Origin of the sequence: Curtobacterium sp. YR515, from assembly GCF_900113095.1 — a bacterium.
GTDB lineage: Bacteria > Actinomycetota > Actinomycetes > Actinomycetales > Microbacteriaceae > Curtobacterium.
In genome coordinates, this window is sequence record NZ_FOOD01000003.1 from 89,245 (window position 1) to 115,173 (window position 25,929).

Below are 25,929 nucleotides of genomic sequence, written 5' to 3' on the forward strand. Positions count from 1 at the left end.
CACGATCCACCTGCCCGACCGCCCGAACCAGAGCGCCGTCATCGGGGGACCGCCGATCCCTGGCACGGTCGCCGGACCCGGTGCACGATGAAGGCATGGACCGCCCCGGGCTCGCCGACTTCCTCCGCCGCCGCCGCGAACTGCTGCGCCCCGAGGACGTCGGACTCGGATCCGGGCAGCGCCGCCGCACGCCGGGCCTCCGGCGCGAGGAGGTCGCCGCGCTGGCGGGGATGTCCGCCGACTACTACACGCGCCTCGAGCAGCAGCGCGGACCGCAGCCGTCCGAGCAGATGGTGGCGGCGATCGCCCGGGCGCTCCGCTGCAGCCTCGACGAGCGCGACCACCTGTTCCGCCTCGCCGGGCACAACGCGCCCGCTCGGGTCCACCGTTCCGACCACGTCGACCCCGCGATCCTCCGGGTGCTCGACCGCCTCGAGGACACCCCGGCGATCGTGGTGAACGACCTGGGGGAGACCCTCGTCGAGAACCGGCTCGGGGCCGCGCTCCTCGGCACGACCACGGGGTTGCCGGGCAACGAGCGGTACCAGCCGTGGCGCTGGTTCATGACGGGCTACGAACGGGCGAAGTACGCGCCGGAGGAGCACGAGCGGCTCGCCCGGGCACAGGTCGCCGCACTCCGTGCAGCGGTCGGCGCCGCGGGACCGACGGACACCCGGGCGGCGGAGCTCATCGCCGACCTCGAGGCGGACAGCGCGGACTTCCGAGCGCTGTGGTCCCTGCACGAGGTGGCGAGCCGGTGGGAGGACCACAAGACGTTCGTCCACCCCGAGCTCGGCCGCATCACCGTGGACTGCCAGGTGCTCCACACGACGAGCCAGACGCAGGCGCTGCTGCTCTTCACGGCACCGACGGGCAGCGAGGACGCGCAGAAGCTCGAGCTCCTCGGCGTCGTCGGCCAGCAGACCTTCGCCCGCTGACGGAGTAAACCCGCGTCACACACCTGGCGACTCCCGGCAGGCCGTGCCTAGGGTGGCGAGGTGAGCACTCCCCGCGTGTACGTCATCCACGAGAACCCCGAGTGGTTCCCGCCGCTCGCCGCTGCCTTCGAGGCCGAGGGGGTCCCCGTCGAGGAGATCCTCCTCACCGAGGGACAGATCGACCTCGCAGCCGACCCCGAACCGGGCGTCTACTGGTCGCGGATGTCGGCGAGCTCCCACACGCGCGGGCACGAGCACTCGAAGGAGTACACCCGCGCGGTCCTCGGCTGGCTCGAGCGGGCCGGTCGACAGGTCGTCGGCGGCAGCCACGTCCTCGAGCTCGAGGTCTCGAAGGTCGCCCAGCACGGACTGCTCCGGAACGCCGGGTTCGACGTGCCCCGCACCACGGCCGTCTTCGGGCGCACGACCCTGAAGCAGGCGGCCCACGACTTCACCGGCGGCCAGGACGTGCCGTTCATCACGAAGCACAACCAGGGCGGCAAGGGCCTCGGCGTCCGCCGGTTCGACTCGCTCGCCGAGTTCGACGCCTACGTCGACAGCCCGGAGTTCGAGGAGCCCGTCGACGGCATCACCCTGCTGCAGGAGTACCTCACCGCTCGCGAGCCGTTCATCACACGCGTCGAGTTCGTCGGCGGCGAGTTCGTCTACGCCGTCCGCGTCGACACGAGCGCCGGCAGCTTCGAGCTGTGCCCGGCCGACGCGTGCGAGGTCCCGCAGGTCATCGCCGGTGCCGTCTGCGACGTCCCCGGCACCGAGGTCGCCGGGGCACCCCCGGCGTTCAGCGTCCGCACGGAGGTCACCGCCGAGCACCCGCTCGTCCAGCAGCTCCGCACGTTCCTGGCCGAGCAGCGGATCCAGATCGCGGGCGTCGAGTTCATGGAGACGACGGACGGTCGCACGGTCGTCTACGACATCAACACGAACACGAACTACAACCCCGCCGTCGAGGAGACCGCGCCGGCCTCCGGCCCGCGCTCCATCGCACGGTACCTCGGGGGCCTGCTGGAGACGCAGTACGCGGCGCAGCTCACGGCCTGAGAACGCAAGATCCACCGGACTGGAGGCGCGGTGCGGGCCCGCCCCGCGCCTCCAGTACGTCACTCCCCACCTCCCCAAGGAACTCACCCCGTGCGATTCGGATACTGGACCCCGCTCTTCGGCGGCTGGCTGCGCAACGTCGACAACGAGAACATGCCGGTCACCTTCGACTACGTGAAGCGGCTGGCGCAGCGCGCCGAGCGGATCGGCTTCGACCTGACGCTCGTGCCGGAGCTCAACCTCAACGACATCAAGGGCACGGCCGCGCCCTCGCTGGAGGCCTGGTCGCTCGCCGCGGCCATCGCGGCGACGACCGAGCGCCTCGAGATCATGGCGGCGATGCGACCCGGGTACCACCTGCCCGCGGTGACGGCGAAGCAGGCGGCGACGATCGACGACATCTCGTGCGGCCGGTTCACGTTCAACGTGGTGAGCGCGTGGTGGGCGGAAGAGGCCAAGCAGTACGGCGGCATCTTCTCGGAGCACGACGACCGGTACAAGCGCACGGCGGAGTTCGTCGAGATCATGAAGGGGCTCTGGCGGGAGACGCCGTACTCCTTCCACGGCGAGTACTACGACATCGAGAACAGCCACCTCGAGCCGAAGCCCCGGGTCACCCCGCGCATCTACGCCGGCGGCGAGAGCGAGGCCGGCAAGGCGGCGATCACCGGGTACGCCGACGCCTACGTGACCCACGGCGGCACCGTCGAGGAGCTCCGGACGAAGATCGCCGAGATGAAGGAACGCCGTGTCGACGCCGGGCTGCCGCCGTTCGAGGCGTTCGGCATGGCCGCCTACGTCATCGTCCGCGAGACCGAGGAAGAGGCGCAGGCCGAGCTCGCCCGGATCACCGACGTGCAGCACGGGCACGCGTACGAGTCGTACCAGGACTTCATCTCGAAGTCGCAGCTCGAGCACGTGCCGTCGCTCGAGGACTACTCGGTGTCGAACCGTGGGCTCCGCCCCGGGTTCGTGGGGACGCCGGAGCAGGTGGCCGCGCGGATCCGCGAGTTCGAGGACGCCGGGGTGGACACGCTGCTGCTGCAGTTCTCGCCGCAGCTCGAGGAGATGGACCGGTTCGGCGAGCAGGTCATCCCGCTCGTCCGGCCGTCCGTGGCCGCGCCGTCCGGGGCGGTCGTCTGATGGGCGACGCCTCCGACGGCACCGAGGCCGGCTGGGCCTTCGAGACCCGGCAGATCCGTGCCGGCTTCCGGGCGGACCCCGGGTTCGGTGCCAACGTGCCGCCGATCGCGCAGAGCGCCGCGTTCGTGTACCCGTCGGGCGAGGACGCGGCCGACCGGTTCATGCTCAACGCGCCCGGTCACACGTACTCGCGGGTGAACAACCCGTCGGCTGCCGCGCTCGAGCGTCGCATCGCCGACCTCGAGGGCGGTGTCGGCGCCCTCGCGCTCGCGTCCGGGCAGGCCGCGACCTCGCTCGCCGTCCTCGGCCTGGCCCGCGCCGGAGACCACATCGTGTCGAGTGCGTCGCTCTACGGCGCGACCTACACGCTCTTCGCCTCCACCCTGGGCGACCTCGGCATCGCGTTCACGTTCGTGCAGGACCCGACGGACCTCGACGAGTGGGCGGCGGCGGTCCGTCCGGAGACGAAGGCGTTCTTCGGCGAGTCGATCCCGAACCCGCGCGGCGACGTCCTCGACTTCGCGGGGGTGGCCGGTGTCGCGCACGAGCACGGCGTGCCGCTCATCGTCGACAACACCATCGCCACGCCCTACCTCGTCCGGCCGATCGAGCACGGTGCGGACATCGTCGTGCACTCGGCGACGAAGTACCTCGCGGGGCACGGCAGCGCCATCGCCGGGCTCATCGTCGACAGCGGGAACTTCGACTGGGCGGCGCACGCCGAGCGGTACCCGCAGCTCGCCACGACCGAGCAGTCCGGGTTCGCGAACACGAACTTCGCGGAGAAGTTCGGGCGGCGCGCCTTCATCCAGCGCACCCGCTCGAAGCTCTCCGCCGACCTCGGGCCGGCGATCGCACCCTTCAACGCCTTCCTCGTGCTGCAGGGCATCCAGACCCTGTCGCTCCGGATGGACCGGCACGTGTCGAACGCGGCCGCGGTGGCGACGTGGCTCGACGCGCACGACCAGGTGCTCGGCGTGCACTACGCCGGGCTGCCGTCGTCGCCGTGGCACGAACTCGCCCAGCGGTACGTGCCGGCGGGTCCGTCGGCGGTGCTCGCGTTCGACCTCGACGGCGGGGTCGACGCCGGGCGGCGGTTCGTCGCGGCGCTCGAGCTGTTCGACCACGTGTCGAACATCGGTGACGTGCGCTCGCTCGTCGTGCACCCGGCGTCGACGACCCACGTGCAGATGACCTCGGCGGAGCGGGCGGCCGCGGGGGTCGGGGACGGGCTCATCCGGCTGTCCATCGGACTCGAGCACGTGGACGACATCCTCGCGGACCTCGCGCGCGGCTTCGCGGCTGCGTCGGGATAGGTTGGGGGCATGACCACGCTGGCCGCACCGACCCGTGTGCGGACGCGCGCCCCCGGGAAGATCAACGTCTACCTGTCGGTGGGGGCCCTGCAGGACGACGGGTACCACGACGTGGCGACGGCGTACCAGGCGGTCTCGTTGTACGAGGACGTCTCGGCCGAGCCGGCGGACGACTTCTCGGTGACCTTCACCGGGCCGATCGACACCCGGTCGGTCCCGGTCGACGAGTCGAACCTCGCGATCCGGGCTGCGCGACTCGTGGCCGACGCCGCCGGGTACCGCGGGGGTGTCCGGCTCACCATCGACAAGCAGGTCCCGGTCGCCGGTGGGATGGGCGGTGGATCGGCCGACGCCGCAGCGACCCTGCTCGCCGTCGACACGCTGTGGGGGACCGCGCTCGGGCGCGAGGAACTGCTGCGCCTCGCCGCGCAGCTCGGCGCCGACGTGCCCTTCGCCTTCGCCGGCGGGACCGCGGTCGGGACCGGGCGCGGCGACGAGCTGAGCCCGGCGCTGGCCAAGGGCGAGTTCCACTGGGTGCTCGCCCTGAGCGACGCCGGCCTCTCGACGCCCGCCGTGTACCGGGCCCTCGACGAACACCGTGAGCGGTACCGTGCGGACATCGCGCCGGCACCCACCACGCCCGTGGTCGAGGCGAACGTGCTGCAGGCCCTCCGCGCCGGCGATCCCGACCTGCTCGCGGACTGCCTGCACAACGACCTGCAGGCCCCGGCGATGCGCCTCCAGCCCGCGCTCGCGACGACGCTCGAGATCGGGGAGAAGGCCGGTGCCCTCGCCGGACTGGTGTCGGGCAGTGGGCCGACGGTGGCGTTCCTCGTCGCCGACCGCGATGCCGCGCTCGAGGTGCAGGTCGAGCTCAGCGCCGCCGGCATGGTCGCGGTGCGTGCGGCCGGACCGGTGCACGGCGCCCGCGTCCTGCACTGACAGCGAGCCCCGTCGGCCGGTCAGTTCCGGACGTACTCCGTGATGACGACCGTGCCGGTCTTCCAGTGCTCCTTGGCGGTGAAACCGTGCTCCGCGAGCACCGCGGCCGTCTCGGGCTCGATGTTGCGCGCCTTCACCGTCCCGCCGACGAACCAGACCGTGTCGATGTCGCCCAGGCGGCTCGGGATCGTCGTCTCGAGGTCCCCGGTCTGGTTCCACAGGACGCCGGACTCGGCTCCGACCTTGCGCACGCCGAGGTCAGTCATGCCGGCGAACGCCGACGGGTAGGAGACGCGGATGACGTCGGCGGTGGTGCCGGGGTGCCCGTAGACGCTGCCGAACACGACACCCTCGTCGGCGTCGGCGCGGTTGGTGCTCCGCTCGGCGGCGATGATCGAGGCGGCACGGGCCCAGGTCGAGTCCTGCTTCGCGAGCGGCTCCTTCACGGCCACGGCCGTCGGCACCGACAGCACGAGGACGGCGGCCACGGCGGCGGCGAGCAGTGCCTTCGGCCGGACCAGCGTCAGGGCGAGGGCGATGAGCAGTGCGACGAACGGCAGACTGAGCGTGGCGTACTTCGGGGAGTACAGGTGCTTCCCCATCGCCGTGGCGAGGACGAGCGCGGCCGTCGGGATGACGACGAGCGGCACGGCGACGCGGACCGCCTGCGCCCGGACGAGCGACCGGACCGTGGCGGAGCGCCGGTGCGCCTCGACGAGGGCGAACACCGTGCCGACGAGCATGAGCGCCCACGCGCCCGCGGCGTACACGTCGACGCCGCCGAACCAGGCCGTGGCGAACACCTGCACGCCCGTGCGTTCGCCGATGCCGGCGATCCACGCGACCTGCTTCGACTGCGAGGCGACCTCGACGACGAGCGGCGAGACGGCCACGGCGGCGAAGGCGGCTGCGACGGCCCAGCGGACCAGGACCCCGCGCGTCACGAGCGCCGGACCCAGGTCGTGGCCGCGACGGGACACCGTGGCGCGACGGACGGCCGCGCGGCGGGCGACCAGCGTCCACAGCAGGGTCACGGCGTGCGCGACGACTGCGAGCGAGAGGTAGACGTTGAAGGTCACCGAGACGAGTGCGAGTGCTCCGTAGGCCGCCCACCAGTGCAGGCTGCGACCTGTCCGGGTGCGGCGGACCGCGGTCAGACCGACGAGGGTGAGGCAGACGGCCAGGGTCGTGATCGTGGCGTACGGCCGACCTTCGGACCCGGCCCACTGCACGCGGGGCAGCGCGAGGAACACGAGCCCGGCGGTGATGCCCAGGCGGAGTCCGCCGAGCCGGCGCCCGAGCGCGACGAGGAGCCCCGCCGCCACGCCGATGGCCAGGGCGCTCGGGAACCGCAGCGTGAACGGTGTGTACCCGACGAGCCAGAACCAGACGTGCATCAGCGAGTAGTAGAGCCCGTGCACGGCGTCGACGCTGTGCAGCTCGGCCCAGAGCTGCGGCCAGGTCCGCTGGGCGCTCGTGACCGTCGCGGCCTCGTCGTACCAGAGCGACGGGACCCAGGCGAAGGCGGCGCAGACGATCACGCCGAACGCGCCGACCGTCAGCTCGGGCGTGCGGACGACGGCGGTGCCGATGCTCGACACGAGGCCGCGGAACCAGGAGCGGGAGCGGGCACGGACCGGCGCGATCCCCGACGTTCGGGGGATGCTGATGGTGCCGGTCCGTGGTGCAGTCACGGTGAGGACGGTATCCGCGGCGGCTGGGCAGGTGCCCGGCGTCCCCGCACCCCAGACTGAGAGTTCCACATACCGGTATCGTGCGGAGGACCATGACGAAGCTCCGCATCCGCGACGCCGCGCGGTACCTCGGCGTCAGCGACGACACCGTCCGGCGGATGGTCGACGCCGGGACCTTCACGCGGGGGACCGACCCCTCCGGACGGACCGTCGTGGACGGGCGGGAACTCGCGGCGCACATCCGCGGCACCGGCGGGCAGCTCGACGACCCGTCGGGGACCAAGAGCTCGGCGCGCAACCGGTTCGTCGGGATCGTCACCGACCTCGTGGTCGACGGCGTGATGGCGCAGGTGGAGCTGCAGAGCGGCCCGCACCGGATCGTGTCGCTCATGAGCGCCGAGGCCGTCCGCGACCTCGGGCTCGAGGTCGGGACGGTCGCCGTCGCATCGGTCAAGGCGACGATGGTGTCGGTCGAGGTGCCGGCGGAACCGACGGACGCATGACCGACGACCGGCACACGAGCGACGACCGCCGTCGGTTGCTGTCCCGCACCGCGGCGCTCCAGGGCGCGGGGGACCGGGCCGTCCGGGCACTGTCCGAGGCGAGTGTCCTCGTCGTCGGTGCCGGTGGCCTCGGCGCGCCCGTGCTCACGTACCTGGCCGGGTCGGGGCTCCGCCGCGTCACCATCGTCGACCACGACGTCGTCGACACGTCCAACCTGGCACGGCAGACGCTCTTCGCCGCGGCGGACGTCGGCCGACCCAAGGCCGAGTGCGCGGCCGAGCGGGTGCGTGGCGTCGACCCGGAGCTCGAGGTCGTCGCACTCGCCGAGCCGTTCCACGCCGACCACGTCGCGGGCCACGACGTGGTCGTCGACGCCGCGGACAGCGTCGAGGTCACCCGAGCGATCTCGGACGCCTGCTCCACGGCCGGGGTGCCGTTCGTGTGGGGCACGGTCCTCGGCACCGACGGGCAGGTGTCCGTGTTCCACGACGCCGGGCCGGAGCCGATCGACTTCCACGACCTGCACCCGGACGCCCTGCCGGACGAGGGGTCCTGCGCGCTCGACGGCGTGCTGCCCGCGCTGTGCGGCGCCGTCGGCTCGGTGATGGCGGCCCAGGTGACCGCGCTCGTCGCCGGCATCGGGGAGCCGTTGACCGGCCGGGTGCTCACGGTCGATGCGCGACGGTGGCGCTGGACCGAGAGCACGCTGCGACGCGGCCCGGGCTCCCGGCGTCCGGCCCCCTCGGTGGACGAGGCCCCGCCCCGGATCGCCCCGGCGGCACTCGCCGCCCGACTCGACCGGACCGCCGGCGGCAGCGGCGGACCCGTCCTCGTCGACGTCCGCACCCCGGCGGAACGCGCCACCGGGATCGTCGCCGGCAGCATCCCGCCGGACGACCTCGCCGCAGACGACGACCGACCCGTCGTCGTGGTGTGCGCCAGCGGCGTCCGAGCGACCGCCTGGGCACGCGCAGCCCGTGCCGCAGGTCGTGACGCGACGGTCCTCGACGGTGGGATCCAGGCCTGGGACCGGGAGGGCCTGCCGACGATCCGGCCCACAGCGACCGCAGATGCGGATACGATCGAGCAATGACGACGCATGTGCGGGACGCCGCCTTCTTGATCGCCGCGACCGCCCTCGTCGCCGTCGGCCTCGCCGTCGGCCTCACCGGCTGCAGCACGGCCGACACGGCTGGCACGGCCGGCACGGCTGGCACGGCCGGCACGGCTGGCACGGCTGGCACGACGGACACGACCGCCCCGAGCACCAGCGCGAGCAGCACGGCCGCGGCCCCGACCGGGAAGATCACCGTCTTCGCCGCGGCGTCGCTCCAGAAGACGTTCACGACCCTCGGCGAGCAGTACGAGGCCGCCCACCCGGGGACCACGATCACCTTCTCGTTCGCCGGCTCGAGCGACCTCGTCACGCAGATCCAGAACGGCGCCCCCGCCGACGTCTTCGCGTCCGCCGACGAGGCGAACATGGACAAGCTCGTGCAGACCGACATCGCCGCCGGTTCGCCGCGGGACTTCGCCACGAACGTCCTCGAGATCGCCGTGGCTCCCGGCAACCCGAAGGGGATCAAGGACCTCGACGACCTGACCGCCTCGGACGTGCAGCTCGTCACCTGCGCCACCCCGGTGCCGTGCGGTGCCGCGACCGCGAAGGTCGAGCAGGCCACCGGTGTCGACCTGCAGCCGGTCAGCGAGGAGCAGTCGGTGACCGACGTCCTCGGCAAGGTCGAGTCCGGCCAGGCGGACGCGGGACTCGTCTACGTGACCGACGTCGAGGGTGCCGGCGGCAAGGTCGACGGCGTCCGGTTCGACGCGGCGTCGAAGGCCGTGAACACCTACCCGATCGGTGTCCTGAAGGACGCGTCGAACCCCGACCTCGCGGCGGCGTTCACGGCGTACGTGCGTTCCGACGCCGGCCAGAAGGTGCTCGCCGACGCCGGCTTCGGAGCCCCCTGAGCCGTGCCCGACCACACTGACCGAACACCCCGGGCGAGCCCGTCCGTCCGCACCCCGGTGCCGTGGTGGCTGCCGGTCCCGGCGGTCCTCGGCGGCCTGTTCGTGGTGGTCCCGGTCCTGGCGATGGTCGGCCGCGTCGACTGGGGGTCGTTCGGCGCACTCGTCACGTCGCCCGCGTCGCTCACCGCCCTCGGACTGAGCCTCGGGACCGCCGCCGCTGCGACGGGCATCGCCTTCGTGCTCGGCTACCCGCTCGCCGTCCTGTTCGCCCGGTCCACGTCGCGGTGGATCGGGGCCGCACGCGCCCTGGTCCTGCTGCCGCTCGTGCTGCCGCCGGTCGTCGGGGGGCTGGCCCTGCTCGCGGCGTTCGGTCGGCTCGGCGTCGTCGGGGCGTGGCTCGACGACCACGGTCTCCGGATCGCCTTCACCACGGCCGCGGTCGTGATCGCGCAGACCTTCGTCGCGATGCCGTTCCTGGTGTCCTCGATCGAGGGTGCGCTGCGCGTCGGGGGCGACCGGTTCGAGCGGGTCGCCGCGACGCTCGGTGCGTCCCCGACCCGGACGTTCCTGACGGTGACGACACCGCGGGTGCTCCCGGGCATCCTGGCCGGCCTCGTCCTCTGCTTCGCCCGTGCCCTCGGGGAGTTCGGCGCGACCCTCACGTTCGCCGGCAGCCTGCAGGGCGTCACCCGGACGCTGCCCCTCGAGATCTACCTGCAGCGCGAGATCGACCCGGACACCGCGGTCGCGCTGGCGCTCGTGCTGGTCGTCGTCGCGCTGGTGGTCATCGGTGCCTCCGCGCTCCGCACCCGGACGGCACTCGCATGAGCCGCGAGCGTCCGGCGCACAGCGGCCTCCGCGCCCACGTCGTCGTCCCCGACCGTGGCGTCGACGTCCACCTCGACGTCGCACCGGACGAGTGCGTCGCGCTGGTCGGGCCGAACGGCGCGGGCAAGTCCACGGTCGTCGAGGCCCTCGCCGGACTGCTGCGCATCCGGTCCGGATCGGTCCTGCTCGGCGACCGCGACCTCACGGGCGTCCGAGCGCACCGCCGCGGGGTCGGGCTCGTCGCCCAGCGCGCGGACCTCTTCCCCCACCTGTCGGTCGCCCGCAACGTCGGCTACGGACCGCGCGCGGACGGTTCCGGGGGCCAGGAGGCGCGGCTCCGCTCCGACGCGGCCCTCGCCGCCGTCGGCGTGGCCGGTCTGGCGGACCGCGCACCGGGGACGCTCTCGGGAGGGCAGGCCCAGCGCGTGGCGATCGCCCGGGCCCTCGCCACCGAGCCGGCGCTCCTGCTGCTCGACGAGCCCACCTCGGCGCTCGACGTCGACGCCCGGACCGAGGTCCGCTCCGCCCTCGGGACCGCCCGGACCGGTCGACCGACGGTCCTCGTCACGCACGACCCGCTCGAGGCCGTCACCCTCGCGGACCGCATCGTCGTGCTCGAGGGCGGCCGGGTCGCCGAGCAGGGGCCGACCGCCGTCGTCCTCGGGCGTCCGACCAGCGCGTTCGCGGCGTCCTTCTCGGGCCTGACGCTCCTGCGCGGCACCGCCACCCGGGGTGGGATCGCCCTCGACGACGGGGGTGCGCTCGCGTCGTCGACCGGCACCGCGCCTCCTGGCTCGTCCGCCCTCGCCGTCTACCACCCGACGGCCGCCGTCGTGACGCGCGACGGTGCCGGGCCGGAGCGCCGGGTGACCGGACTCGAACCGCGGGACGGGCTCGTCCGGGTGCGGGCCGGCGACCTCGTGGCGGACGTCACGGTCGCGGTGGCTGCGGCGCTGGGGCTCGCGCCGGGGGACGCCGTGCGGATCGCGGTCCCGGCGGACGAACTGACGGTCTACCGGCCGGACGGACCCACGCCGGACTGAGCCGGACTCAGCCGCCGGCGAAGGGCGGCATGACGTCGACGACCGCCACACCGTCGAGCCCGGTCGCCCGATCGCGCGTGGTCACCCCGTCGACGAGGTACGAGCAGCGCTCCTGCAGCGCCCGCCACCGATCGGGGTCGTCCGCCGTCACCGACCGCAGGGCCTCGTCGAGCGTCGCTGCCTGCACCGCGACGTCGTCCACGCCCACCGCTGCCCGGGCCGCGGCGAAGAACCGGATCGTCGTCACCGTCATCCGCCGATCGCGCTCATGCCCCGGGTGGGGTGCACCAGCTCGTCGCTGTCGTCGCCGTGGTCGCGGGGCTTCGCCCACATCGCCAGGCGCCAGAGCTCGGCGACCTCGTCGTCGGAGGCACCCTTGCGCATCGGGCCGAGCACGTCGGTCTCGTCGTCCGAGAAGAGGCAGCTGCGGACGTTGCCGTCGGCCGTCAGACGGGTGCGGGTGCAGTCGGCGCAGAACGACTCGGTGATGCTCGCGATGATGCCGATCGTGCCGAGCTCCGCACCGACGCCGCCGTCGGCCGTCCGTGCGAGCACCCGGAAGCGCTCCGCCGGGGCGCCGTTGCGGGGCGCCTCGTCCGGCACCAGGGCGAAGGACTCGGACAGCATCGCCCGGGTCTCGGCCGCGGTCACCATCGACGTGCGGTCCCAGGCGTGGTCGGGATCGAGCGGCATCTGTTCGATGAACCGGAGCTCGTAGCCGCGGTCGAGGCACCACCGCATGAGGTCCGGCGCCAGGAGGTCGTTCACGCCGCGCAGCAGCACCGCGTTGACCTTGATCGCGAGCCCCGCTGCCCGGGCGGCCTCGAGCCCGGCGATGACCTTCTCGAGGAACGGGCGCCGGGTGACGGTGGTGAAGACGTCCGGGTCGACGGTGTCGAGCGACACGTTCACGCGTCGGAGGCCGGCGTCGTACAGGGCGGCTGCGCGGTGGGCGAGCCCGATCGCGTTCGTGGTGAGCGACAGCTCCGGTGCGTCGGGGAGCGCGGCGCACCGGGCGATCACGTCGACGAGGTCGTGGCGGAGCATCGGCTCACCGCCGGTGAAGCGGACCTTGCGCACGCCGAAGCGGTCGGTCGCGAGCCGGACGAGCCGCTCGATCTCGGCCGCGGTCATGAGCGCGTCGTCGGGGGCGAACGGCAGCCCGGCCGCCGGCATGCAGTAGGTGCAGCGGAGGTTGCAGCGCTCGGTGAGCGACACGCGCAGGTCGACCGCGCGCCGCCCGAACCGGTCGAGCAGGCCGCCGGTCGAGCCGAGCATGGTCGCGGGTGCCATGAGCGTCAGCGTACGGGGTCGGCGGGTCCTTCACCTGATGACATCGCGAGCGCTCGTTCCCGGAAGGCGAGCCGGCGCCCCCAGCGCTCCCAGTCGGACCGCCGGGTGCGCACCAGCGTGACGACGATGACCACGGCGACCGCGGCGGCGAGCCACCAGCGGTACGCGTCCGCCGACGGCCAGACGCCGCGCAGGGCGATGGCGAGCCCGATCGACAGCCACTCCCAGCGCCCGGAGAGCACCACGAAGGGGATGAGGAGCAGCGCGTACCAGGGGTAGCGCGGGCTCACCGCGAGGAACGTCACGCCGATGACGAGGACCTCGCCGGACCACGGCCGCGCGGGATCGGACAGCCGCCACGCCACGAACGCCGCCAGCAGGACGAGCAGCCCGACCACGAGCGTCGCCGCGTCGCCGTGGAAGACGAGCGAGACCAGGGCGAACCGGGAGCCGTCCTCGTAGCCCTCTTCCGACAGGTACCCGGGCAGGTAGCCGAGGACGTCGAGGCCCGTCGCCAGCACGTACGGCACGTAGAGCAGCCCGAACACCGCGATGCCGACCGGGATCGCCCACCAGTTCCGCCACCGACCGAGCAGTGGCGGGTACACGAGCGCGGGGATGAGCTTCGTCGCGGTCGCGGCGCCGAGGGCGATCCCGCCCCAGATCGGGCGGCCGAAGGCGACGAGCACGGCACCGGCGGTGGCCAGGGCCGCGCCGAGGGCGTCGACGTGCGAGTTGGTGACGGCCTCGGACGCGACGAGCGGGGACCACGCCCACAGTGCGGCCCACCACGTCGGTCGTCCGAGCTTGCGGAGCACGACGACCAGGCCCACGGTGACGCCGAGCGACAGGAGCAGCCCCGCGACCTGGAACGGCATGTACTGCGCGGTGGCCGGCACGAACGCCCGCACCGCCGCGAACCAGAGCTGGGCCATCGGCGGGTAGATCGTCACGACGTCCGGGCGGTTGATCGCGACGCAGTGCCCGTCCGCGCCGTCGCCGAGCCCGCGGAACCGGGGTTCGAGCGGCTTGCACGTGCCGTCGACCTTGTCGGGGAAGAGCCAGTCGGGGCGCAGACCGGACAACGCGGTCGACTGCGGCGTGTGCGCGTACGGCGAGATCCCGGCGTGCTGCACGATGCCGTCCCAGGCGTAGCGAGCAGAGTCGGTGCTGGTGTTCGGCGGCCCGGCGACGGCGGCGAGCCCGACCACCAGGCCACCGCCGACCACGAGCCACGTCATCCACTTCGCCGGGACGAACCGCAGCGCGAGCACCGCGAGCGCGAACACCGTCCAAGCGATCAGGGTCCACGCAACGAATGGGGAACGATGACCGGACCGGAGGAACCCCAGATGCGTGACGCCGAAGGCGATGACGCCCGACAGAGCGAGCACGCCGACCACGGCCAGCACGGTCGGCACGGTCGGCAGGAGTCGGCCGGGGCGAAGTCGTTCACTCATGGTGCGACGAGGCTATCCATGGTCCGCGGGCTGCTCCTGGATGCACGATCCGCGATGGCGTCGCCGAACCGGAACGCGCGGACGGCGGTCGTCCTGGGGCGGTTGCTCGGGGTGGCGTTCCTGGTCTGCTTCGCGACGGGCGTCTACAGCTACTTCCTGCAGCAGCCGCTGCCGTGGATGCGGTTCCCGACCCGTCCCGCGCAGCTCTACCAGTTCACGCAGGGCGTGCACATCACCGCGGGGATCGCGATCATCCCGCTGCTGCTCGCGAAGCTCAACACGGTCATGCCGGCACTCGTGCAGACCCCGCCGGTGCGTGGGCCGCTGCACCTGCTCGAGCGGCTGTCCATCGCGGTGTTCGTGGCGTCGGCGATCGTGCAGGTGACGACGGGCCTGCTCAACACGTACCAGTGGTACCCGTGGCCGTTCCCGTTCAAGCAGGTCCACAACGCGCTCGCGTACGTGCTCATCGGGTCGCTCGTGCTGCACATCGGCGTGAAGCTCCGGCTGATCACCCGGTACTGGCGGAAGCGGGACTCGTACGACGAGCACGGCCGGTTCGTGGTCGACCCGGCCGCGGGGAGCGAGCTGCTCTCGCCGTCCCAGGAGGCACGGGTCGACCCCGCCACGTCGGCTCCGGCACCGCAGGCGGTCGCGTCCTACCCCCGCGGCATCACCGGCCGCGTGCTCCGCTGGGTCGACGGCGTCCCGGCCGAGCCGGCCGAGCCGGCCGTCCCGGCCGACGCTGCCGAGACTCGTCCCGGCGGACCGGACTCGGCGTCCGCGACCCGAGCGGCGTCCGCAGAGCCGAGTCTCGGCGTGCCGCAGGACGGTGCGGCGGAGGCGAGCCGCGCCTCCAGGGCCACGCCGGACGCGACCGACGGTCGACGTGAGCGGATCGCCCGACGCGGGTTCTTCGCCGGCGTGACCGCCGCGACGGTCGGTGTCGTGGCGTTGACCGCCGGACAGTCGAGCACGCTCGCCGAGCCGTTCAACGTGTTCGGCGCCCGACAGCGGCACCGCGGGCCGAACGACCTGCCGGTCAACCGCACGGCTCGTGCCGCCGGTGTGCTCGCCACCGCCACCGCCGCCGACTGGTCCCTGACCGTCGTCGGGCACGACGTGGTCCGCACCTTCTCGCGAGCCGAGCTGGTGGCGCTCGGCACCGCCGAGGCCGAGCTCCCGATCTCGTGCGTCGAGGGCTGGAGCCAGATGGCGACCTGGAAGGGCGTGCGGATGCGCGACCTGCTCGGCGCCGTGCAGGCCGCGCCGGGGTCGCACGTGCGGGTGACGAGCCTCGAGCGGCACGGCGGCTACCGCATCATGGACATGGGGCCCGAGTACGCCGAGGACCCGACGACGCTCGTCGCGCTCGAGCTGAACGGCGCGACGCTCGACCTCGACCACGGGTTCCCGGCGCGGATCATCGCTCCCGGACGACCCGGTGTGCTGCAGACCAAGTGGATCGAGAAGATCGAGGTGATCGCATGAGGGCCGCACGCATCGTGCTCGTCGTGGTCGGGGTGCTCGTCATCGCGTTCGGGGCGTACGTCCTCGTGACGACGGTCCGACCGAACCGGATCTGGGGGCTGGCGACCTGGCTCCTCGGGGCCGTGATCCTGCACGACGCGATCCTGTCGCCGTTCGTCGTCGGAGTGGGGCTCCTGCTCCGCCGGACCGGGCGGACGCTGCGGGCCTGGGCCCTCGTCGTCGTGCAGGCGGTCGTCGTGCTCGGGAGCGTCCTCGCGCTCGTGGTCCTGCCGGAGATCGCGGCGAAGGCGCACGGGCAGAAGAACCCGACGGTGCTGCCGTTCGACTACGGCGCACGGCTGCTCCTCGTCGAAGGGGTCCTGCTGCTCGTCGTCGTGGTGGTGCTCGTGGTCGCCGCACGTCGTCCGGCACGCGTTCGCGCGAGTACTGGTTGAACCGACAACCTTTCGGTAGACTCGACGCATGACCGACGACACCCCGTGGCTCACCCGCGACCAGCTGCGCGCGTGGATGAAGCTCGTCGCGGTCATGGAACTCCTGCCGGCCGCGCTCGACCAGCAGCTCCAGCGCGACGCCGACCTGACGCACTTCGACTACATGGTCATCGCGATGCTCTCCGAGACCGACTCCCGGACGCTCCGGATGTCGGCGCTCGCCTCGGCGACGAACGCCTCGCTGCCGCGGCTGTCCCACGTGGTGTCCCGGCTCGAGAAGCGCGGCCTCGTGGCGCGCTGTCCCTCGACCGACGACCGGCGCGCGACCGACGTCCGGCTGACCGACGCCGGCTACGCGACCATCGTCGACGCGGCCCCCGACCACGTCCGGACCGCCCGTCGCGTGGTGATCGACGCGCTGAGCGACGAGCAGGTCGGGCAGCTCGACGGCATCGCCGCGGCGCTCCTCAGCCGGCTCGACCCCGAGGGGCGGTTCGCCGCCCTGACCTACCCGCGCGACGACGACGAGCCCGCCATCTGCGAGGCCCGGCTGACCGGCACGGCGACCGACTGACGCCGCCGTCACGCACGCCTGCGGGCCGTGGGCGTTGCAATAGGCTCGCCGCATGACCGAGTCCGCCGCGCCGTCCGACACGTACTCCTACCTCGGACCCGCAGGGACCTTCACCGAGGCTGCGCTCAAGCTCGTGGACGCCGCGGCCGGCAAGCCCTGGCGGAGCGTGAACAACGTCGGCGAGGCCCTCGACGACGTCGTCAGCGGCCGGTCGATCGGTGCCGTCATCGCCATCGAGAACAGCGTCGACGGCGGGGTCAGCGCGACGCAGGACGCCCTCGCCCGGATCCCCGGTGTGCGCATCGTGGGGGAGTACCTCGTCCCCGTCGACTTCGTGCTCGTCGCCCGCCCCGGCACCGCGCTCGCCGACGTCCGCACCGTGAACGCCCACCCCGTGGCCTACGCCCAGACCCACAACTGGCTCGAGGCGAACGTCCGCGGCCACGGGCACATCCCGGCGTCCTCGAACGTGGCCGCCGCGGCAGCCCTGCTCGACGAGCACCCCACCGCCGACGCCGCCGTCGCACCCCCGGGGATCACCGACCACTACGCGCTCGAGGTCCTGGCCTCGTCCATCGGGGACAACGCCTCGGCGGTCACCCGGTTCGTGCTCGTGTCGAAGACCCTGGCGCTGCCCGAGCCGACCGGCGCCGACAAGACCAGCGTCATCGTCGAACTGCCCGCCGACCACCCCGGCGCCCTGGTCGACATGCTCGAGCAGTTCGCGACGCGGGGCATCAACATGGGGTTGCTGTCCTCGCGGCCGATCGGCGACGAGCTCGGGCGGTACCGGTTCGTCATCGACCTCGACGGGCACGTGCGGGACGAGCGCGTGGCGGACGCACTGCTCGGCCTGCGGCGGTTCAGCCCGCGCGTGACGTTCCTCGGGTCGTACCCGCGGGCCGACGGGGTCCGGCCCGAGGTGCCCGCGCGCTACTCGGACGTCGCGTTCGTCGAGGCGCGCGACTGGCTGCGCGCGATCGTGTCGGGCGAGCCCGAGGCGCGCTGAGCGCTGCGCGCTGAGCGCTGCGCGCTGCGCGCTGCGCGCTGCGCGCTGCGCGCTGCGCTGCGCGCTGCGCGCTGCGCTGCGCGCTGCGCTGCGCGCTGCGCTGCGCGCTGCGCGCGGCGCTGCGCGCTGCGCTGCGCGCTGCGCTGCGCGCTGCGCGCGCCCCCTCGTGCACCGGCGCGATCTGCTCCCGCACAACCAAAGTCCCTCCGAACCGCGTCGTCGCGTGGTTCCGATGGACTTTCGTTGTGCGGAGCGCGCGCGGCCGCGCGCAGCGCGCGCGGCCCGCGCTACCGCCGGCGGCCGCGGCCCGTCGCCGGCTCGACCGCGGGGATCCGCACGTCCAGCGAGCCCGGGTCGATCTTCGCGCGGAACGCCACGATCTCGCCCACCGGGTCGCCGTCGATCTCGAACTCGTCCGGCTTCGCCAGGCGCAGCGTGAACTCCTCGCCGCGCAGGTACCGCAGTGGGCGCTCCTGCTTCGCGGCCGTGGTGATCCGGCGGCCGATCACTGTGTCGGACAGGGCCGACCGGCGGAACCACCGCAGGATCCCGTTCTCCCAGAACACCCGGGCCGCGATGCGCACCCAGCCGAAGAACCCGCGAGGCCGCATCACGACGATGTCGAACACCCCGTCGTCGATCTCGGCATCGGGCAGGAGCATCGCGTTGGCCTGGAGCATGCCGCAGTTGCCGACGATGACCGAGTGCGCCCGGACCGAGCCGTTGCGTGCCGACTCGTCGAGCCGGTACTTGAACTCGAAGCCGTCGGTGTCCCGGACGGAGCGGAACAGCGAGTCGAGGTAGGCGAGCCACCCGACGCGCTTCTTCAGCTCGGGGCGCGTGTTCGCGAGCATGCGGGCGTCGAGCCCGAGGCCGGCCATCACGACGAAGCCGAACCGGTCGCGGGAGCCGTCGGGACGCTCGACACCGAGCAGTCCGAAGTCGATCGAACGGTCGTGCCCGGTGAAGATCGCCTTGGCCATCCCGCCGAGGTCGTCCAGCGGCAACTTCATGTTCCGCGCGAGCAGGTTGCCCGTGCCGCTCGGCAGCAGCGCCAGCGAGGCGTCGGATCCGTGCACCACCTCGGCCACGGCGCGGACGGTGCCGTCCCCACCCGCGGCGGCGACGACGTCGGCTCCGGCTTCGAGTGCGGCGCGGGCCATGCCGCCGCCCGGGTCCTCCTCCGTCGTCTCGAACCAGAGGGTCTCGGCCCAGCCGGCCTCCTGCTGGTGCTTCTCGACGGTGCGCTTGAGGGTCGGCAGGTGGACCTTGACCGGGTTGTAGACCACCGCGGCCGTCCGCTGTTCGGTCTGGAGGGCGTCCTGGTCCGCGGGCGCGGTCTCCGAAGGGGTCGACATGCACCAACGGTACCGATCGAAGCCTGGAGGCGCGGGTCGGGCCCGCACCGCGCCTCCAGTCCGTCTCGCACCCGGTCCGCAACCGGCGCTGGCTAGGATGATCCGGTGATCGATCCCCAGCTGCTGCGTGACAACCCGGACGTCATCAAGGCCTCGCAGGAGGCGCGCGGCGCCTCCGTCGCCGTCGTCGACGAGGCCGTCGCCGCGGACGCGGCACGGCGGAGCGCGATCACCTCGTTCGAGTCCCTCCGGGCCGAGCAGAACGCCTTCGGCAAGACCGTCGCGAAGGCCCCGAAGGACGAGAAGGCCGCGCTCGTGCAGCAGGCCCAGGCGCTCGCCGCGAAGGTGAAGGAATCGCAGGCGACCGTCACCGCGGCCGAGGAGTCCTTCAACGCGGTCGTCCGGAGCATCCCGAACGTCGTCCTGCCCGACGTGCCGAAGGGCGGCGAGGACGACTTCGTCACGCTCCGCACCGTCGGCACGAAGCCGGAGTTCGACTTCGAGCCCAAGGACCACGCCGACCTCGGCGAGCACCTCGGCATCATCGACATCCCGCGCGGCGTGAAGGTCTCCGGCTCGCGGTTCTACTTCCTGCGCGGCCTCGGTGCCCGGCTCGAGATCGCCCTGATGTCGCTCGGCCTCGACCGTGCGATCGCCGCCGGCTTCGAGCCGCTCATCACCCCGACGCTCGTGCGCCCCGAGACCATGGCCGGCACGGGATTCCTCGGCGAGCACGCGGCCGAGGTCTACCGGCTCGAGGCGGACGACCTCTACCTGACCGGCACGAGCGAGGTCGCCCTCGCCGGGTTCCACGCCGACGAGATCCTCTCCTTCGACGGTGGCGACGGCCTGCGGTACGCCGGCTGGTCGACCTGCTACCGGCGCGAGGCGGGGTCGGCGGGCAAGGACAACCGCGGCATCCTGCGCGTGCACCAGTTCAACAAGCTCGAGATGTTCGCCTACGTCCACCCGGACCAGGCCGAGGCCGAGCACGCCAAGCTCGTCGGGTACCAGGAGCAGATGCTGCAGGACCTCGGGCTGCACTACCGCGTGATCGACGTGGCGGGTGGCGACCTCGGCACGAGTGCGGCGCGCAAGTACGACATCGAGGCGTGGGTCCCGACGCAGGGCACCTTCCGCGAGCTCACGTCGACGTCGAACTGCACGACGTTCCAGGCGCGGCGCCTCGACATCCGGTACCGCACCGAGAGCGGGAAGACCGCGCCGGTGGCGACCCTGAACGGCACCCTCGCGACCACCCGGTGGATCGTCGCGATCCTCGAGACGCACCAGCAGGCCGACGGCTCGGTCGTCGTGCCCGAGGTCCTCCGTCCCTACCTGGGCGGCGTCGAGGTGATCGAACCCCGATGAGCACGCAGGGTCGGTTCGTCGACGGTTCGGCCGGTGCGGGTGCGCCGGCCCGGACGAAGCGCTGGTTGGTGGCGCTCGACATCGACGGCACCACCATGCGCGAGGACGGTGTCGTCACCGACACCGTGATCGCCGCGCTCCGCGATGCCGAGGCAGCCGGGCACGAAGTCATGCTCAGCACCGGTCGCAGCGAGGGCATGACCGTCCCGCTGCTCGACACGCTCGGCATCCAGCCGAAGTACCTCGTCTGCGCGAACGGCGCGCTGACCCTTGGGCGCCGGCCCGACGGTTCCTACGAGCGGGTGCACGTCGAGCAGTTCGACCCGAGCGAGGTCCTCCGGACGATCCACGGCGCCCTCGAGAACGCCGCGTTCGGCGTCGAGGACCAGACCGGCCACTTCCTGCTCTCCGGCAACTTCCCCGACGACACGATGACCGTCGCTGGCGAGCACGTCCCGTTCGAACGGCTGCTCGGCGTCGAGGCGACCCGTGTCGTCGTCATCTCGCCCGGCCACGACACCGAGGACTTCTTGCAGATCGTCGAGCGGATGGGGCTGCACAAGGTCTCGTACTCGGTGGGCTGGACGTCGTGGCTCGACATCGCACCCGAGGGCGTGACGAAAGCGACCGCGATGGAACGGGTCCGTGAGTGGCTCGACATCCCGCGGTCCCGCGTGTTCGCCGCGGGGGACGGTCGGAACGACATCGACATGCTCCGGTGGGCCTCGACCTCGGGGCGCGGCGTCGTCATGGGGCAGGCACCCGAGGACGTCGTGGACGCGGGCAACGAGCTCACGGGCGGCGTGACCGACGACGGCCTGGCGGCTGCGCTCGACTCCCTGCCGCGCTAGCCCGGTAGACTTGCCGGGACGCGATCACGTCTCGCCACGTGGTCGCGTCGCTGGAGGGTTGTCCGAGCGGCCGATGGAGCCTGTCTTGAAAACAGGTGGGCAGAGATGTCTCGTGGGTTCGAATCCCACACCCTCCGCCATGGACACACGCCTGCGCCTGATCCGCGTCGACGACGCTGCGACGCTCGCGGCCGTCGTGAGTGCGAGCGCCGACCACCTGCGGCCGTGGGAACCGACCCGTTCGCCCGCCTACTTCACCGAGGCGGGGCAGCACGACGTCATCGTCCAGGCCCTCGCGGCCGAGCGTGCCGGCACGTCCGTCCCGTTCGTGATCGAGTCGGTCGACGGCGAACTGCTCGGCCGGATCACGCTGAGCGGCATCACCCGTGGCGCGTTGCAGTCGTGTGCGATGGGGTACTGGATCCGCGCCGACCGGGTCCGGCAGGGGCATGCCTCCCGAGCGGTCCGGGCGGCTGCGGCCCACGCGTTCGACGTGCTGCGGCTCCACCGCGTCCAGGCGGAGACCCTGCCCGAGAACGTGGGCTCGCAGCGTGCACTGCAGGCAGCGGGGTTCACGCGCTACGGCTTGGCGCCCGAGTACCTCAGGATCGCCGGGGCGTGGCGCGACCACGTCATGTTCCAGCTCCTCGCTCCGACCGACCGGTGAGTCCCCGGCTCAGCTGACGAGCCCCGTCACCACGTCGTGCACCACCCGGGCGGCACGCGCGGCCGCATCGTCGAGGTGCTCCTTGAACTCGTCGCCGTCCGGCGCACACAGGTCGCTGATGCACCGGACGGAGACGAACGGCATGGCGTGGACGTGCGCGAACTGCGCGATCGCCGCCGACTCCATGTCGACCGCCGCGACCGCGGGGAAGGCCGTCCTGAGCAGACGCGCTCGACCCTCGGTGACGAAGATCTCGCTCGAGCCGATCGTGGCCGAGCGGAGGCGGTACCCGGCGTCCGAGGCGAGTGCCTGCTCCACGAGCCGGTCGTCGGGCTCGTACCCGGTGGGCATACCCGGGACCTGGCCGAGCGCGTACCCGAACGCCGTCGCGTCGGCGTTGAGGTTGACGTAGCGGTCCCCGACGACGACGTCGCCGATCTCGACGCCGTGCATCAGCCCACCGGCCGTGCCGACGCTGATCACCGGGATGCCGGAGCCGAAGTCGTGGAAGGCGTGGGCGACCGCTGCCGTGGCGTTCGTGAACCCGATGCCGCTGCGGCGCACGGCGACCGTGGCGCCGCCGACGTCGAGCAGGTGGTGTTCGTCGTGGCCGCCGACCGGACCGTCGAGGATCGGGACACCGCCGAGGAGCCCGGCGAACGCGGACACCTCTTCGCTCATGGCGGCGATGACGACCGCGATCGGGGGAGGGAGTTGCACTGATCGATGATCGCACGGGCCGCCGACCGTCGGGACACCGGGACGCGTACCGTGCACCGTGCGCGAGGAGATCCAGGGGGCGGTGTGGTCGAGGTCGTCGAGTACCGGGCGGAGTGGCCGCGGCGCTTCGCGGTGCTGCGGACGGCGTACGGCGCGGCGCTCCTCGCCGCCGGCGTCCCGCGCCGCATCGAGCACGTCGGGAGCACGGCGGTGCCCGGCCTCGCGGCGAAGCCCGTCATCGACGTCGACGTGGTCGTCGGGGCGGCGGACGTGCCCGCGGCCGTCGAGGCCCTCGCTGCGATCGGCTTCGTGCCGCGCGGCGACCTCGGCATCCCGGGGCGGCAGGCGTTCCGCACGCCCGAGCGCTTCGCCCCGAGCAACACCTACGTCGTGGTCGAGGGATCGCTCGCGCTCCGCAACCACCTCGGCGTGCGTGAGGTCCTGCGCGCGGACGTCGCACTCCGCGAGGAGTACGCCACCGTGAAGCGTCGGGCTGCCGCCGAGGCGCTGGACATCGACGACTACCTCGTGCGCAAGACCGCGGTGCTCGACCGGGTGTTGCGCGCGGCGGGTCTCACCGACTCCGAGCGCGCGTCGATCGCCGATGCCACCGCGGGCATCACCGGCCGAGGTGCCCACGGCTGACCCCCGACGCGCGGGTGTGACCCGACCGGCTGCGATCGGCCGACTCGCGGCGGTCGTGCGCGTGTCGTCCCGCCGTCGTGACCGTTCCGGTTCGCGGATCACGGGATTCGCGAACCGGAACGGTCACGCGCCCCGCGGAACCTGTCGTCCCGCCGCGTCCCGACGCCTCAGCGCGCCGCGGCGTGCCCCGACGCCTCGCCGCCGCGCGTCCCGATGCCTCGCCGTCGCGCGGAACAGCGGGCCGGGTCGCGAGCACCGCCGAGGCCATCGACAGCGGAGGCGTCAGGCCGACGCCAGCGCCGGGTAGAGCGCGGTGAGCGGGGCGCTCAGTCCGGCGCGGACGTCGCGGCTGACCTGGTCGGCCAGGACCTCGTGCTCGCCGGCCTCGAGGGCGTCGTAGATCGCCGCCACGATGTCCGCCGGGTCGGCCTTCTCGACGTCGAGGTCGGCCGTCATGCCGGTGTCCGTGTAACCGAGGTGCGCTCCGAGGACCTGGGTCCCCTGGGGTGCGAGCTCGAGGCGCAGGGAGTTCGTGATCGACCAGAACGCGGCCTTCGAGGCGGAGTAGCCCCCGGCCAGCGCGATCCAGCTGAGCACCGAGTGCACGTCGATGAGCGCGCCCCCGGCCAGCGACGGCGCGAAGGCCTTGGCGACACGGAGCGCACCGAAGACGTTCGTGGCGAAGACGTGCTCGACCTCGTCGACCGAGGTCTCGAGGAGCGGCGCGGAGCCACCGATGCCGGCGTTGTTCACGACGACCGTGGCATCGGCTGCTGCGCGGGCGGCGGCGTCGACGCTCGCCTGGTCGGTGACGTCGAGGGCGAGCGGCACGATGCGCTCGTCGTCCCAGGTGCGCGGGGTTCGAGCCGTGGCGTAGACCTTGGCGGCGCCGCGGTCGAGGGCCTGCTGGACGAACGCGGCGCCGAGGCCGCCGTTCGCTCCGGTGACGAGGACGGTCGTGTCGGTGAGGGTGGTCATGGTGTGCTCCTGTCGAAGATGTTGAGTACGGAAAATGAACCTAGCACGGTGTGTCTGTATTCCGAACCCAGGTAGGATGAACACATGCTCGGCATCCTCGGCGGCGACGAGCGCTGCCCCATCGCGCGGTCCCTCGACGTCCTCGGCGAGAAGTGGACGCTCATGATCGTCCGCGACGCCCTCGCGGGGTCGACCCGCTTCAGCCAGTTCCAGCAGAGCCTCGGGGTCCCGCGAGAGGTCCTCACGGCGCGCCTCGGCTCCCTCGTCGAGGGCGGCGTGCTCGAACGCCACGCCTACAAGCCGGACGGTGGACGGGTCCGTGACGAGTACGTCCTCACCGAGGCCGGCCGCGACCTCTCGCTCGTGCTGCTCGCTCTCGGCGGGTGGGCGGACCGGCACCGGCCGTCCGAGCGCACGTCCGACCTCCGCTTCGTCGAGGCCACCACCGGCGAGTCGGTCGAGGCGGTCGCCGTGACGCGCAGCGGGCACCGCCGCGTCGCGCTCGACGCGCTCGAGGCGGTCATGGAGGGCTGACGGTGCGAGCAGGCGGGCTGGCGTGACCAGCGTCGGACGGGAGGCGCGGGTCGGCCCCGCACCGCGCCTCCCGGACCACAGGCGGGTGCGTCAGCGACGCACGCCGCACCCGCAACTGGCGCCGAGCACCAACTCGGCGGGGACGAGGTCCCGGTGCCACTGGTTATCCGCGTCGAGGCCGAGCACCCGGTCGACGGCGGCGGTCGCCATCGTCTCGATCGGCTGCCGGACCGTGGTGAGCTGCGGGTTCGTGTAATCGGCCTCGACTGCGCCGTCGAAGGAGACGATCGCGACGTCGTCGGGCGCGGACAGTCCGAGCTCGAAGAGGGCGCGCAACAGCCCGACCGCCTGCATGTCGGAGCTGACGAAGACCGCACGGGGGCCGGAGCCCTCGCCGAACATGCGGAGACCGGCCTCGTAGCCACCCCGTCGGGTGAAGTCGCAGCGGACGATCGGGCCGTCGGGCAGACCGGCGTCGCGGAGTGCTCGCATCCAGCCCTGCTCGCGGAGCTCCATCGAGCCGGCGTGCCCCATGACCAGGCCGATCGAGCGGTACCCGTGCTCGACGAGGTGCTGCGTGCCGTCGTACGCGCCACGGAGGGCGTCGACGCCGATGCTCGCGTAGTCGGGGACCTCGAAGAAGGTGTTGAGCAGGACCATCGGGATGCCGGGGTCCGTCACGGTGGACAGGTCCGGCCGCGTCATGATGCTCGTGACGATGATGCCGTCGACCTGCCGGGCGGAGAGGCTGCGGAGGCGCTCCCGTTCCTGCGCGGCGTCGCCGTCGCTGTTGGCGAGCAGGACGTCGTACCCGCGCGCGGCGGCGGCGTGTGTGACCGCGACGCCGAGCTCGGACCAGAACGGGTTGTCGAGCTCGGGGACGATGAGTCCGAGCATCTTCGAGGACCCGGTGCGGAGGGCCTGGGCGCTCGCGTTCGGGCGGTAGCCGAGGACGCGGATCGCCTCGCGGACACGTGCCGCGGTGGCCGCTGCGACCGGACGGGGTCCGTCGTGCACGACGTAGCTCACGACGGAGGTGCTCACGCCGGCGTACCGGGCGACGTCGGCGCGGGTGACCGCCCTCGGGGTCGTCGGGACGGTCACGG

At 72.8% G+C, this 25,929-nt stretch carries 27 protein-coding genes and 1 tRNA gene; 20 read left to right on the top strand and 8 right to left on the bottom strand.

The annotated features are described in order from the left end of the window. Nucleotides 1-95 precede the first annotated feature (95 nt). The 5 genes from BM028_RS08575 to BM028_RS08595 all read left to right on the top strand — a co-directional run bounded on the left by BM028_RS08575 (nucleotide 96) and on the right by BM028_RS08595 (nucleotide 5,398). Nucleotides 96-938 carry a helix-turn-helix transcriptional regulator gene (locus BM028_RS08575; RefSeq protein ID WP_092385967.1) on the top strand — a complete coding sequence of 281 codons (843 nt, stop codon included), beginning with the start codon at nucleotides 96-98 and terminating at the stop codon, nucleotides 936-938. Nucleotides 939-998: 60 nt separating this feature from the next. Then, nucleotides 999-1,997 carry an ATP-grasp domain-containing protein gene (locus tag BM028_RS08580; protein WP_092385969.1) on the top strand — a complete coding sequence of 333 codons (999 nt, stop codon included), beginning with the start codon at nucleotides 999-1,001 and terminating at the stop codon, nucleotides 1,995-1,997. Nucleotides 1,998-2,087: 90 nt separating this feature from the next. Beyond that, a complete protein-coding gene (locus BM028_RS08585; protein ID WP_092385971.1) occupies nucleotides 2,088-3,140 on the top strand; it encodes an LLM class flavin-dependent oxidoreductase in 1,053 nt (350 codons plus the stop codon). Then, nucleotides 3,140-4,456, top strand: coding sequence for an O-acetylhomoserine aminocarboxypropyltransferase/cysteine synthase family protein (locus tag BM028_RS08590; protein ID WP_092385975.1), 1,317 nt, complete (start codon nucleotides 3,140-3,142; stop codon nucleotides 4,454-4,456). The genes BM028_RS08585 and BM028_RS08590 overlap by 1 nt, the downstream gene beginning before the upstream one ends. 9 nt (nucleotides 4,457-4,465) lie before the next feature. Beyond that, the gene (locus BM028_RS08595) at nucleotides 4,466-5,398 is read left to right on the top strand and encodes a 4-(cytidine 5'-diphospho)-2-C-methyl-D-erythritol kinase (RefSeq protein ID WP_070418109.1); all 933 of its coding nucleotides are present in this window, start codon (nucleotides 4,466-4,468) and stop codon (nucleotides 5,396-5,398) included. A gap of 20 nt (nucleotides 5,399-5,418) precedes the next feature. Here the strand turns inward: BM028_RS08595 and BM028_RS08600 are convergent, their stop codons facing one another. Then, nucleotides 5,419-7,092, bottom strand: coding sequence for a glycosyltransferase family 39 protein (locus BM028_RS08600; protein ID WP_092385977.1), 1,674 nt, complete (start codon nucleotides 7,090-7,092; stop codon nucleotides 5,419-5,421). Nucleotides 7,093-7,184: 92 nt separating this feature from the next. On the opposite strand from BM028_RS08600, the gene BM028_RS08605 reads away from it, so the two are divergent. The 5 genes from BM028_RS08605 to BM028_RS08625 are packed head-to-tail and all read left to right on the top strand — an operon-like array spanning nucleotide 7,185 to nucleotide 11,438. Beyond that, nucleotides 7,185-7,595: a TOBE domain-containing protein gene (locus BM028_RS08605; protein ID WP_092385979.1), complete on the top strand. Its 411-nt coding sequence runs from the start codon at nucleotides 7,185-7,187 to the stop codon at nucleotides 7,593-7,595. Then, complete coding sequence (locus tag BM028_RS08610; protein ID WP_092385981.1) at nucleotides 7,592-8,689, top strand: ThiF family adenylyltransferase; 1,098 nt, start codon at nucleotides 7,592-7,594, stop codon at nucleotides 8,687-8,689. Before BM028_RS08605 ends, BM028_RS08610 begins: the two co-directional genes overlap by 4 nt. Next, nucleotides 8,686-9,567 (top strand): molybdate ABC transporter substrate-binding protein, encoded by an 882-nt coding sequence (gene modA / locus BM028_RS08615; protein WP_092385983.1) that lies wholly within the window; start codon nucleotides 8,686-8,688, stop codon nucleotides 9,565-9,567. The genes BM028_RS08610 and modA overlap by 4 nt, the downstream gene beginning before the upstream one ends. 3 nt (nucleotides 9,568-9,570) lie before the next feature. Further along, nucleotides 9,571-10,395, top strand: coding sequence for an ABC transporter permease (locus BM028_RS08620; RefSeq protein WP_070418114.1), 825 nt, complete (start codon nucleotides 9,571-9,573; stop codon nucleotides 10,393-10,395). Continuing rightward, entirely contained in the window at nucleotides 10,392-11,438 is a 1,047-nt protein-coding gene (locus BM028_RS08625) for an ABC transporter ATP-binding protein (RefSeq protein WP_092385985.1), read from the top strand. Before BM028_RS08620 ends, BM028_RS08625 begins: the two co-directional genes overlap by 4 nt. Before the next feature lie 7 nt (nucleotides 11,439-11,445). Here the strand turns inward: BM028_RS08625 and BM028_RS08630 are convergent, their stop codons facing one another. Genes BM028_RS08630 through BM028_RS08640 form a run of 3 tightly spaced genes read right to left on the bottom strand, consistent with a single transcriptional unit; the run spans nucleotide 11,446 to nucleotide 14,191 of the window. After that, entirely contained in the window at nucleotides 11,446-11,691 is a 246-nt protein-coding gene (locus BM028_RS08630) for a MoaD/ThiS family protein (protein WP_070418116.1), read from the bottom strand. Continuing rightward, nucleotides 11,688-12,731, bottom strand: a complete 1,044-nt coding sequence (gene moaA / locus BM028_RS08635) for a GTP 3',8-cyclase MoaA (protein ID WP_092385987.1) — start codon at nucleotides 12,729-12,731, stop codon at nucleotides 11,688-11,690. Before moaA ends, BM028_RS08630 begins: the two co-directional genes overlap by 4 nt. Before the next feature lie 5 nt (nucleotides 12,732-12,736). Beyond that, on the bottom strand, nucleotides 12,737-14,191 hold the full coding sequence (locus tag BM028_RS08640) for a glycosyltransferase family 87 protein (RefSeq protein WP_092385989.1): 1,455 nt from the start codon (nucleotides 14,189-14,191) through the stop codon (nucleotides 12,737-12,739). A 54-nt stretch (nucleotides 14,192-14,245) separates the two neighbouring features. Between BM028_RS08640 and BM028_RS08645 the strand changes: the two genes are divergently transcribed. The 4 genes from BM028_RS08645 to pheA are packed head-to-tail and all read left to right on the top strand — an operon-like array spanning nucleotide 14,246 to nucleotide 17,699. After that, nucleotides 14,246-15,682, top strand: coding sequence for a molybdopterin-dependent oxidoreductase (locus BM028_RS08645; RefSeq protein ID WP_092385991.1), 1,437 nt, complete (start codon nucleotides 14,246-14,248; stop codon nucleotides 15,680-15,682). Then, nucleotides 15,679-16,116 (top strand): hypothetical protein, encoded by a 438-nt coding sequence (locus tag BM028_RS08650; protein ID WP_092385993.1) that lies wholly within the window; start codon nucleotides 15,679-15,681, stop codon nucleotides 16,114-16,116. Before BM028_RS08645 ends, BM028_RS08650 begins: the two co-directional genes overlap by 4 nt. Nucleotides 16,117-16,144: 28 nt before the next feature. Further along, nucleotides 16,145-16,690 (top strand): MarR family winged helix-turn-helix transcriptional regulator, encoded by a 546-nt coding sequence (locus BM028_RS08655; protein ID WP_070418120.1) that lies wholly within the window; start codon nucleotides 16,145-16,147, stop codon nucleotides 16,688-16,690. Between the two features lie 52 nt (nucleotides 16,691-16,742). Then, nucleotides 16,743-17,699, top strand: a complete 957-nt coding sequence (gene pheA, locus BM028_RS08660; protein ID WP_071296051.1) for a prephenate dehydratase — start codon at nucleotides 16,743-16,745, stop codon at nucleotides 17,697-17,699. Nucleotides 17,700-17,986: 287 nt separating this feature from the next. Here pheA and BM028_RS08665 read toward each other — a convergent pair whose 3' ends face one another. Continuing rightward, on the bottom strand, nucleotides 17,987-19,057 hold the full coding sequence (locus BM028_RS08665; protein ID WP_083403430.1) for a diacylglycerol/lipid kinase family protein: 1,071 nt from the start codon (nucleotides 19,055-19,057) through the stop codon (nucleotides 17,987-17,989). 105 nt (nucleotides 19,058-19,162) lie between these two features. Between BM028_RS08665 and serS the strand changes: the two genes are divergently transcribed. From serS to BM028_RS08685, 4 genes are all read left to right on the top strand, one after another. Continuing rightward, entirely contained in the window at nucleotides 19,163-20,428 is a 1,266-nt protein-coding gene (gene serS / locus BM028_RS08670) for a serine--tRNA ligase (protein ID WP_092385995.1), read from the top strand. Further along, nucleotides 20,425-21,279 carry an HAD family hydrolase gene (locus BM028_RS08675; RefSeq protein ID WP_175496033.1) on the top strand — a complete coding sequence of 285 codons (855 nt, stop codon included), beginning with the start codon at nucleotides 20,425-20,427 and terminating at the stop codon, nucleotides 21,277-21,279. Before serS ends, BM028_RS08675 begins: the two co-directional genes overlap by 4 nt. Before the next feature lie 52 nt (nucleotides 21,280-21,331). Next, nucleotides 21,332-21,419 (top strand) — tRNA-Ser (locus tag BM028_RS08680). After that, nucleotides 21,419-21,946: a GNAT family N-acetyltransferase gene (locus BM028_RS08685; protein ID WP_092385997.1), complete on the top strand. Its 528-nt coding sequence runs from the start codon at nucleotides 21,419-21,421 to the stop codon at nucleotides 21,944-21,946. The genes BM028_RS08680 and BM028_RS08685 overlap by 1 nt, the downstream gene beginning before the upstream one ends. A gap of 9 nt (nucleotides 21,947-21,955) precedes the next feature. Here BM028_RS08685 and mtnN read toward each other — a convergent pair whose 3' ends face one another. Beyond that, complete coding sequence (gene mtnN / locus BM028_RS08690) at nucleotides 21,956-22,666, bottom strand: 5'-methylthioadenosine/S-adenosylhomocysteine nucleosidase (protein WP_092385999.1); 711 nt, start codon at nucleotides 22,664-22,666, stop codon at nucleotides 21,956-21,958. Nucleotides 22,667-22,750: 84 nt separating this feature from the next. On the opposite strand from mtnN, the gene BM028_RS08695 reads away from it, so the two are divergent. Then, nucleotides 22,751-23,311 (top strand): GrpB family protein, encoded by a 561-nt coding sequence (locus BM028_RS08695; protein ID WP_092386001.1) that lies wholly within the window; start codon nucleotides 22,751-22,753, stop codon nucleotides 23,309-23,311. 282 nt (nucleotides 23,312-23,593) lie between these two features. Here BM028_RS08695 and BM028_RS08700 read toward each other — a convergent pair whose 3' ends face one another. Continuing rightward, a complete protein-coding gene (locus BM028_RS08700) occupies nucleotides 23,594-24,289 on the bottom strand; it encodes an SDR family oxidoreductase (protein ID WP_092386003.1) in 696 nt (231 codons plus the stop codon). 84 nt (nucleotides 24,290-24,373) lie between these two features. On the opposite strand from BM028_RS08700, the gene BM028_RS08705 reads away from it, so the two are divergent. Beyond that, nucleotides 24,374-24,823: a winged helix-turn-helix transcriptional regulator gene (locus BM028_RS08705; protein ID WP_092386005.1), complete on the top strand. Its 450-nt coding sequence runs from the start codon at nucleotides 24,374-24,376 to the stop codon at nucleotides 24,821-24,823. A gap of 90 nt (nucleotides 24,824-24,913) precedes the next feature. Here BM028_RS08705 and BM028_RS08710 read toward each other — a convergent pair whose 3' ends face one another. Beyond that, nucleotides 24,914-25,927 carry a LacI family DNA-binding transcriptional regulator gene (locus BM028_RS08710; RefSeq protein WP_229087208.1) on the bottom strand — a complete coding sequence of 338 codons (1,014 nt, stop codon included), beginning with the start codon at nucleotides 25,925-25,927 and terminating at the stop codon, nucleotides 24,914-24,916. Nucleotides 25,928-25,929: the final 2 nt, after the last annotated feature.